At 66.7% G+C, this 8,589-nt stretch carries 7 protein-coding genes and 1 pseudogene; 4 read left to right on the forward strand and 4 right to left on the reverse strand.

The window, feature by feature from the left end; genetic code table 11:
* Positions 1–211 (reverse strand): annotated as a pseudogene (locus tag QZ609_RS21360) (transcriptional regulator); the annotation flags it as partial.
* 95 nt (positions 212–306) lie between these two features.
* On the opposite strand from QZ609_RS21360, the gene QZ609_RS21365 reads away from it, so the two are divergent.
* Both QZ609_RS21365 and pgi read left to right on the forward strand, forming a co-directional pair.
* Complete coding sequence (locus QZ609_RS21365) at positions 307–1,902, forward strand: NAD(P)H-hydrate dehydratase (RefSeq protein ID WP_295499306.1); 1,596 nt, start codon at positions 307–309, stop codon at positions 1,900–1,902.
* Between the two features lie 61 nt (positions 1,903–1,963).
* Positions 1,964–3,583 (forward strand): glucose-6-phosphate isomerase, encoded by a 1,620-nt coding sequence (gene pgi, locus QZ609_RS21370; protein ID WP_295499309.1) that lies wholly within the window; start codon positions 1,964–1,966, stop codon positions 3,581–3,583.
* Positions 3,584–3,618: 35 nt separating this feature from the next.
* Here pgi and QZ609_RS21375 read toward each other — a convergent pair whose 3' ends face one another.
* The gene (locus QZ609_RS21375; RefSeq protein WP_295499311.1) at positions 3,619–4,329 is read right to left on the reverse strand and encodes an ABC transporter ATP-binding protein; all 711 of its coding nucleotides are present in this window, start codon (positions 4,327–4,329) and stop codon (positions 3,619–3,621) included.
* A 37-nt stretch (positions 4,330–4,366) separates the two neighbouring features.
* Between QZ609_RS21375 and QZ609_RS21380 the strand changes: the two genes are divergently transcribed.
* Both QZ609_RS21380 and lepB read left to right on the forward strand, forming a co-directional pair.
* On the forward strand, positions 4,367–5,017 hold the full coding sequence (locus QZ609_RS21380) for an arylesterase (RefSeq protein ID WP_295499322.1): 651 nt from the start codon (positions 4,367–4,369) through the stop codon (positions 5,015–5,017).
* A 73-nt stretch (positions 5,018–5,090) separates the two neighbouring features.
* The gene (lepB, locus tag QZ609_RS21385) at positions 5,091–5,783 is read left to right on the forward strand and encodes a signal peptidase I (protein ID WP_295499314.1); all 693 of its coding nucleotides are present in this window, start codon (positions 5,091–5,093) and stop codon (positions 5,781–5,783) included.
* A 68-nt stretch (positions 5,784–5,851) separates the two neighbouring features.
* Here the strand turns inward: lepB and QZ609_RS21390 are convergent, their stop codons facing one another.
* Together QZ609_RS21390 and QZ609_RS21395 are read right to left on the reverse strand one after the other, a co-directional pair.
* On the reverse strand, positions 5,852–7,798 hold the full coding sequence (locus QZ609_RS21390) for a SurA N-terminal domain-containing protein (RefSeq protein ID WP_295499317.1): 1,947 nt from the start codon (positions 7,796–7,798) through the stop codon (positions 5,852–5,854).
* A gap of 132 nt (positions 7,799–7,930) precedes the next feature.
* Positions 7,931–8,419 (reverse strand): NADPH-dependent FMN reductase, encoded by a 489-nt coding sequence (locus tag QZ609_RS21395; protein WP_295499319.1) that lies wholly within the window; start codon positions 8,417–8,419, stop codon positions 7,931–7,933.
* Between the last annotated feature and the right edge of the window lie 170 nt (positions 8,420–8,589).

The following is an 8,589-nucleotide window of genomic DNA, read 5'->3' on the forward strand; positions in this document are numbered from 1 at the left end:
GCACGCCGGCGGCGGCCATGCAGCGCACGCACCAGCGGTTGTAGGCGTTGTAGGCCGTGTTGAGCGCGAATTCGAACTCCGACAGCTCCGGGCTGCGCGCCGACACCAGGTGCGAAGAAGACACGATCGGCCCGCCCTTGCCACCCCCTTCGGTCTCCCCGGCGGCGGATTCCGGCAGATCGGTTTTCAGCGTGGACGACGACTTGGGCATGCGTGACTCGCGGGCAGAAATGAACGGCAACGCCAGCTATTGTAAGAGAATAGATCGTCATGTTCGTCCCAGTTCGACCCTAGGGCCCGTCCACCATGTCTGCACACCCCTCCTGGCGCGAAATCCTGATCGGCGGTGCGCTCGCCGCACACCATGGCGCCGACCTGCTGCTTGGCACCGCCGGCATCCGCGCGCTGGAGACCGCCGCCTACCGCGCGCTCGAACCCTTCACCTTGATGGCCCGCGCCGGCGAGGCGGCAGCCGAATGGCTGCAGGTGCGTGCGCCGCACGGCCATCTGCTGCTGGTTGCCGGCCCAGGCAACAACGGGGGCGATGCGCTGGTCGCGGCAACGGTGCTGCACCTGGCCGGCCGCGCCGTCACCGTCTGGCTGGCTGCCGACCCAGCGCACCTGCCCGACGACGCCCGCCGCGCCTGGACCGAAGCCTGCGCAGCCAACGTCCCGATCGAAGCGATCCACGCGCCGGTGTCGGTGCCCGCCACGGTCACGGCCATCGTCGACGGGCTGTTCGGCATCGGCCTGACGCGGCCGTTGACAGGGTTGCACGCGGCCCTGGTCGACACCATGAACGCCACTGGCCTGCCGGTCTACGCGCTGGACATTCCCTCCGGCCTGAACAGCGATACCGGGCAACCGCCCGCGCCGGAGTCGCCGGTGGTGCAGGCGCGCGCCACGCTCACCTTCCTGGCCACCAAGCCGGGGCTCTTCACCGGCGACGGCCGCGACGCCACTGGGGACCTCGCCCTGGCCGACCTGCAGGCCGCCCAGCCCGCCTATGACGGCGTGGTGGAGGCCGATGCGCTGCTCAACACGCCGGCGCGCTGGCTCGCCCATATTCCGCGCCGCCGCCACAACGGCCACAAGGGCACGTATGGCAGCGTGGCCATCGTGGGGGGCGCGCAAGGGATGGTGGGCGCACCGCTGCTGTCGGCACGCGGGGCGCTGTACCTCGGCGCGGGCAAGGTGCATGTGGTGTCCTTGGCCGACGATGCACCGCGCGTCGACCCCGCCCAGCCGGAATTGATGCTGCACACCTGGGGCGCGCTGGATCTGGGCGCCATGCAGGCACTGGCCGTCGGCCCCGGCATGGGCATCGGCCAGGAAGCGTATGCGGCGCTGGATCATCTGCTCGATCGGATGCTGTCCGAACGCATCGCCACCGTGTTCGATGCCGATGCGCTGAACCTGTTTGCCAAGGCGCCCGCGTTGCTCACGCGTTTGACGCGGCTGGCCGCGAGCGGCGCGCCGATGGTGCTGACACCGCATCCGCTCGAAGCCGCCCGGCTGCTGGAGACCGATGCCTCTGCCGTGCAGCGTGACCGCTTGGCCGCGGCATTGGCGCTGGTCAATCGCACCGGCGCGGTCGTCGTGTTGAAGGGTTCGGGCACCGTCATCGCGGCGCCTGGCGTACCGCCCGTCATCAACACCACCGGCAACGGCGGGCTGGCCTCTGGCGGCACCGGTGACGTGCTCACCGGCATGATCGGCGCGCTGCTCGCGCAGGGTGTGCCGGCGCGCGAGGCCGCGCTGGCTGGCGTCTGGCTGCACGGCCGCGCCGCTGACGATCTGGTTGCGGCGGGCGCCGGCCCCATCGGCCTGCATGCCGGCGAATTGTGCGCACCGGCAAGGCGCTTGCTGAATGCCTTGCTCGCGTCAGACGCACACCGGTAGAACATCGCCACAGTGCGCCGTTATACTGCGCATTCGTTTTCCCTCGCTGATGTCACGCCGCATGCCCTCCGCCCTACCCGCCTGGCAATCCCTGACGCAACATGCCCAAACGATCCGCGCTGCCCACATGCGCGATTGGTTTGCCGCACCGGATGCCGAGGAACGGGTACGCGCCTTCACGCTGGAGGCGGCCGGCCTGACACTCGACTATTCGAAGAACCGCATCACGCCGGACACGCTCGCCCTGCTGCTCAAGCTGGCCGATGAAGCCGGTGTGCTGACCCTGCGCGATGCGATGCTGCGCGGCGAGTGCATCAACAACACTGAGCACCGCTCCGTCCTGCACGTGGCCCTGCGCGGCCGTGCCAAAGACGACTACCGTGCCGACGGCGTGCCCGTGATGCCCGACGTGCTGCGCGTGCGCGCCCAGATGCGCGACTTCGCCAACCGCGTGCATAGCGGCGCGTGGACCGGCCACTCCGGCCAGCGCATCACCGACGTGGTCAACATCGGCATCGGCGGCTCGGACCTCGGCCCGCGCATGGTGTGCCGTGCCTTGTCCCACCTCGCCGTACCGCAAGTGCGCGTGCATTTCGTCAGCAACGTCGACGGCACCGACCTGGCCGAGACGCTCGACGGCCTGAACCCTGACACCACGCTCGCCATCGTCTGCTCCAAGACCTTCACCACGCTCGAGACCATGGCCAACGCGCATAGCATGCGCCGCTGGTTCGTCGAGCACGGCGTGGCGGACGACCAGCTCAAGCAGCACTTCGTGGCCGTCTCCACCAACCGGGATGCGGTGATCGATTTCGGTATCGACCCGGACCACATGTTCACCTTCTGGGATTGGGTGGGCGGGCGCTTCTCGCTGTGGTCGGCAGTGGGCCTGTCGATCGTGCTGGCACTGGGGCCGGACCAGTTCGAGGCGATGCTCGATGGCGCGCGTGCGATGGACCAGCACTTCGCCACGGCAGCGCCGCGCGCGAACATGCCGCTCATTCTCGGGCTGCTGTCGGTGTGGTATCGCGGCTTCTTCGGCGCCGCCAGCGCCTGCACGGTGCCCTACTGCGCGCCGCTGGAGCTGCTGACCGACTTCATGCAGCAACTGGAGATGGAGAGCAACGGCAAGTCCGTGCAGCGCAATGGCGCGGCCATCGACACGGATACCGGCCCCATCGTCTGGGGCACGGCTGGCACCAACGGCCAGCATGCGTACTTCCAATTGATCCACCAGGGCTCGCAGATCGTGCCGGTGGATTTCATCACCACGCTCGAACCGGTGCGCAGCCTGCCCGGCCATCACGCCAAGCTGCTCGCCAACTGCTTCGCCCAGGGCGAGGCGCTGCTGCGCGGCCGCACCGCCGATGAGGTGCGCGCGGGCGGCGTCACCGACGAGGCGCTGGTACCGCACATGGTGTTCGAGGGCAACCGCCCCAGCAACACGATCCTGATGGAGCGGCTCGATGCCGCCACCTTCGGCGCGCTGATCGCCTGCGCCGAGCACCGCACCTTCGTGCAGGGCGCGATCTGGAACATCAACTCGTTCGATCAGTGGGGCGTGGAGCTGGGCAAGAAACTGGCCAAGCCCATCCAGGCAGAACTGGAAGGCGCACCAGCCTCGGTGGCGCATGATGCGTCCACGGCCGCATTGATCCGCCGCGCCAAGACGGCCCTCTAAGCGGCCGTCACGACAACTTCCTAAACCGCAAACGTTCAGAGCTCGGTGACGGTCTCGTCGCCGACCAGGTGGCCCGCCTCGATGGTGAGGATGCGGCTGCAACGCGCCGCGACCGAGCGGTCGTGCGTGACCAGCACCAACGTGGAACCGGCACCGCGGTTCAACTCAAACATCAATGCGATGACGGCTTCACCGGTGGCGGTGTCGAGGCTGCCCGTGGGCTCATCGGCAAAGAGGATGTCAGGCTCGGTGACGAACGCGCGGGCCAGTGCTACACGCTGCTGCTCGCCGCCCGAGAGCGTCTTGGGATAATGCGCCAGCCGAGCGCCCAGGCCTACGCGCTCCAGCAATGCCGTGGCGCGTCGGCGCATCTCGGCGCCACTCACGTCGCCTTGCAGCTCCAGCGGCAGCATCACGTTCTCGAGTGCCGTCAGGTGCGGCAGCAGCTGGAACGACTGGAATACAAAGCCGACGTGATTGCCGCGCACCGCCGCGCGCCCATCCTCATCCAGGCCGAACAGGCTGTGCCCCAGCAGCTTGACTGTGCCGGAGGTCGGCAAGTCGAGCCCGGCCAACAACCCAAGCAGCGTCGACTTGCCGGACCCCGATGCACCGACAATCGCCAGCGTCTCGCCCGCTTCCACGCGAAACGAAACATCGCTCAGAATAGGCAACTCGCCAGTGGCGTCGCGCACGGTCTTGTGCAGCGAATCGACTTCAATCACCCAGGCAGCGGAAGACGACATGATCGAAAAGGAAGCGATGAGAAGGCGTAGCGTGAAGATGCTGCTGGCAGCCGCATGCTGCGCCGTGACGGGGCTGTTTGTGGCCGTACCCGATGCCACCGCGCAGAACCCGGTGGCCGGCACGCAGCGTCGTGTGGTGGTGCTGGGCGACAGCCTGTCGGCGGGATACGGCCTGACGCAAGGCGCCGGCTGGGTTGCGCTGCTGGACAACCGCCTCAAGGAACGAAAGCTCGATTATAGCGTCGCCAATGCGAGCATCAGCGGCGACACCACCTCAGGCGGGCGCGCGCGCCTGGCCGCCGTGCTGGCGCGCGAGAAGCCCGAGGTGGTGGTGCTGGAACTCGGCGCCAACGACGCGCTGCGCGGCCTCTCGCTCACGGCCAGCGAGGCCAATCTGAAGGCCATGATCGAGGCATCGCAGGCGGCGGGCGCCAGGGTGGTGCTGATCGGCATGCGCATCCCGCCCAACTACGGCATGGAATACGGCGAACGCTTCTTCACCATGTACGGCAAGCTGGCACAGCAGTACAAGCTACCGCTGGTGCCGTTCCTGCTCGACGGGGTGGTGCAGCGGCCGGAGTGGTTCCAGGAAGACCACATCCATCCTGTCGCCGCTGCACAGCCGACCTTGCTCGACAACGTCTGGCCGAAGCTGGAACCTCTGCTCAAACGCCGGGTCGGAGGATGATCGCCCGCAGCGTCCATGTGCTCACAGAAGCCACGGCGCAACGGGCCATCGCCATTCCATCACGGGGGACAACATGACGTTGCTGGCGAAATCATTGAAAGCGGCACGGGACAACAAGCGCTTCCTGGTCGGCATGTCGCTGCTGTTCGCGTTCCGGGCCTGCATTGCCGACTGGTCGGTCGTGCCCAGCGGCTCGATGAACCCGACGCTGGTCGAAGGCGACACCATCCTGATGAACCGCCTTGCCTACGGCGTGCGCGTGCCCGCCACCACGGTCTGGCTCAAGCGCGGCGCTGAACCCAAGCGCGGCGACATCGTCGTCTTCTCCTCGCCGGAAGACGGCACCAAGCTGGTCAAGCGCCTGATCGGGCTGCCCGGCGACGTGGTCGAGATGCGCGCTGAGGCGCTCTATATCAACCACCAGCGCGTCGCCTACACGCCGCTGCCGGACGTGGCCCCCGGCACCCTGCTGCAGGCCACAGCCGCTCTGCCGCACGATCTCTGGGCCGAAGTGCTGCCCGGCCGCTCGCATCCGGTGATGGTGCTGCCGGAGGTGCCCGCGCGACGCAGCTTCGGCCCCATCACCGTAGCGGCCGACCACTACCTGATGCTCGGCGACAACCGCGACAACAGCCGCGACTCGCGCTACTTCGGGCTGGTGCCACGTGCGAACCTGATCGCGCGCGCGTCGCATGTGGCCGTGTCGTTCGATCCCGACCGGTGGTATCTGCCCCGCATCGCGCGGATCGGCAAACCGCTCGATTGAGCGCTCGGTTCGGCAAAAAAAAAGCCCCCTCATCGAGGGGGCTTTTTGTTGGGCGTTTCGCCTGAGCGTCAGGAAGCGTCGTCCGCCGTATTGGCCGGCTTGGTCGCATCGATGACACCGGCGTTGACCTTCACCTTCGCGCGCGCCTTCAGCGCTTCGTAGTAGGCGTTGAAATCGGCCTGGCCGGCGACTTGCGCGAGTTGCTGCGCATCGGCGGCGCGGCGTGCCTCGTCCACGTTGGCCGGCGGCAGCACCTTGTTGATGCGGTACAGCGCATAGCCCTGGGCGCCCAGGTCGACACCGATGGTCGCCGGCAGCTTGGCGGCGTCGGCGCGCAGGATCGCGGCCAGCGCCTGCGGCGGCACGGCTTGCCCCTGCTGGCGCGACACCGTCTGCGCGGCGGCAAAGCCGTCGGCGCTGTTGCTCTGCTTGACCGCGGCCAGCTTCTCTTCACCAGCCTTCTTGGCCAGCGCCGCCGACTGCTCAGCCAGCACCTTGGCCTTCACCTGGTCCTGCACGTCGGCCAGCTTCTTGACCGAGGCTGCGCGGTAGTCCACCACGCGCGCCGCCACCAGCGTGGTTGGGCCGACCTGCACCGCCGACGTGTTGCGGTGGTTCTTGATCACGTCGTCGGCAAACAGCGCCTTGAGCACCTTGTCGTTGTTGATCGGGCTATTGGCCCGTGCCGGGTTCGGCATGCGCGTGACGTTGTCAGCGGTCTGGACCTGCAGCTTGAGCTTGTCGGCCACCGGCTTCAGGCTGTCGGACTGGTCTTCCACGGTGTTGGAGAACGCATCGGCCAGCTCGCTGTACTTCTTGTTGGCCAGCTGCGTGCGCACTTCGCGCTCCAGCTCAGGCTTGACCGCTTCCAGCGGCTGCACGCCGCCGCCCTTCACTTCTTCGAGCTTGATGATGTGGAAGCCGAAGTCGCTCTGGACCACATCGCTGATGTCACCCGACTGCTTGAGGGCGAACAGCGCGGTCTCGAATTGCGGTACGGTCGCACCCTTGGCGAGGAAGCCCAGTTCACCGCCCTGCGCGGCCGAGCCCGGGTCGCCCGAGTATTTCTTGGCCAGCTCGGCAAAGCTTGCCGGGTTCTTGCGCACTTCGGCCAGCACCTCTTCGGCGCGCTTCTTGGCGGCATCCTTGTCGGCGGGCTTGGAGTTGTCGGGCAGCTTGATCAGGATGTGCGCGGCGCGGCGTTGCTCTTCGGTCTTGAAGCGCGCGGCGTTCTGATCGTAGTACTCCTTGAGCTGCTCGGGCGTGACCGGCAGCTGTTTCATCATGTCCTCGCCGGAGAACACGACGAACTCGGCCTTGACCTGCTCGGGCACGGCAAATTCCTGCTGGTGCGCGTCGTAGTAGGCCTGGATGGCCTTGGCGTCGACGGCCACCTTGCTGGCGTAGTCGGCCGGTTTGAACACCAGTGCCTGCACTTCGCGCTGCTGGTCACGCGCCTGGATCAGACGGTCCACCAGCGACTTCGGCACGAAGGCCGTCGTCGTGACCGATTGCGGGATCTGCTGCGACACCAGCTCGCCGCGCAGATTCGCATCAAGCTGATCGGGCGTCATGTTGCGCGAGGCTAGCAGTTGCACGTAGGCCTGCTCATCGAACGAGCCGTCCGGCTTGCGCAGCGCTGCAATGGCGGGAATCTGCAAGATCGTGTCGCGGATCTTCTCGTTGGACACGTTCAGGTTATCGCGCGCGGCCTCGTTGGCCATCACGCGCTGCTGGATGATGCCGTCGAGCACATCGCGGCGCATCTGCGGGCCCTCGAACTGGCGCGGGTCGTACTGCGCGCCCAGCATCTGGCGCAGACGCTCGGTCTGCTCGCGCACGCGCGCATCGACCTCGTTGGTCGTGATGACCTTGCCGTCCACCTTGGCGGCATCGTGCGAGCTGTCCATGAAGTGCGAGTAGCTCTGCACGCCAAAGAACACGAACGACGGGAACACCAGAATCAGCAGCACCAGAAACATCAAGCGCCGATGCGTACGTACGAAATCAAGCATGCCGGGGTGAGGGGAAGAAAGGAAATTTGTCGATTCTATCAGGACGCGCGGCTGAGCCGGTCATTCCGGCGTACGACCGCCCCATTGTTTGCATCGGCCGATATGCTGCCGCAGCGCGTCCAATGCGCCGCGCTACGCCGCTGCGACTTCCGGATGTCCGGCAATGCCTTCAGCGCCGAGCTTGGCGCCCAGCACGGGCAGCGTGATTGAAGCCGAGGTCACCAAATCGGCCGACATCACGGACAGCGTTTCCTTGAGGGCCGCATCGGCGTGCATCGCGCGCGGCGACGCGTTCAGGACCGCTGTCGGCTTGTGGACGAACGCTTCGCAGCCGACTACCCAGTCCAGCGCATTCTTCATCACGCCCGTCACCCCGTGAGCATATTCAGGGCTGGCGATCAGCACGCCGTCGGCGCTATTGATCAGTTCACGGAACGCCTGCACGGGCGCTGGCAATGGATATTCTGTGTCGGGATTAAACAGCGGAAACTCCCCAAGGCGCGCGAACGGCACGATGGACATGCCCTCGGGCGCCACCCTGCATGCAGCTTGCAGCAAGGCGGTATTGATGGAGGCAGCTCGCAAGCTGCCGGAGACGGCCAACACACTGATGGTCTGCAATGCATCGCTCCCTGAATGGGACTGCGCAGCAACCGGCTAGCGTATCGCGCTTCACTGGAAGCAGAAAAGACAAAGGCCCGAACGCATCGGGCCTTTGCAGGAATGTTGGCGGAGCGGACGGGACTCGAACCCGCGACCCCCGGCGTGACAGGCCGGTATTCTAACCGACT

The organism is uncultured Ralstonia sp., assembly GCA_913056305.1.
GTDB lineage: Bacteria > Pseudomonadota > Gammaproteobacteria > Burkholderiales > Burkholderiaceae > Ralstonia.

Bases quoted from the DNA above. Each gene is read 5' to 3' on its own strand.
- QZ609_RS21375 (WP_295499311.1), bottom strand. From the start codon at position 4,329: ATGTCGTCTTCCGCTGCCTGGGTGATTGAAGTCGATTCGCTGCACAAG.
- lepB (WP_295499314.1), top strand. From the start codon at position 5,091: ATGACGTTGCTGGCGAAATCATTGAAAGCGGCACGGGACAACAAGCGC.
- QZ609_RS21390 (WP_295499317.1), bottom strand. From the start codon at position 7,798: ATGCTTGATTTCGTACGTACGCATCGGCGCTTGATGTTTCTGGTGCTG.
- QZ609_RS21380 (WP_295499322.1), top strand. From the start codon at position 4,367: ATGCTGCTGGCAGCCGCATGCTGCGCCGTGACGGGGCTGTTTGTGGCC.
- pgi (WP_295499309.1), top strand. From the start codon at position 1,964: ATGCCCTCCGCCCTACCCGCCTGGCAATCCCTGACGCAACATGCCCAA.
- QZ609_RS21365 (WP_295499306.1), top strand. From the start codon at position 307: ATGTCTGCACACCCCTCCTGGCGCGAAATCCTGATCGGCGGTGCGCTC.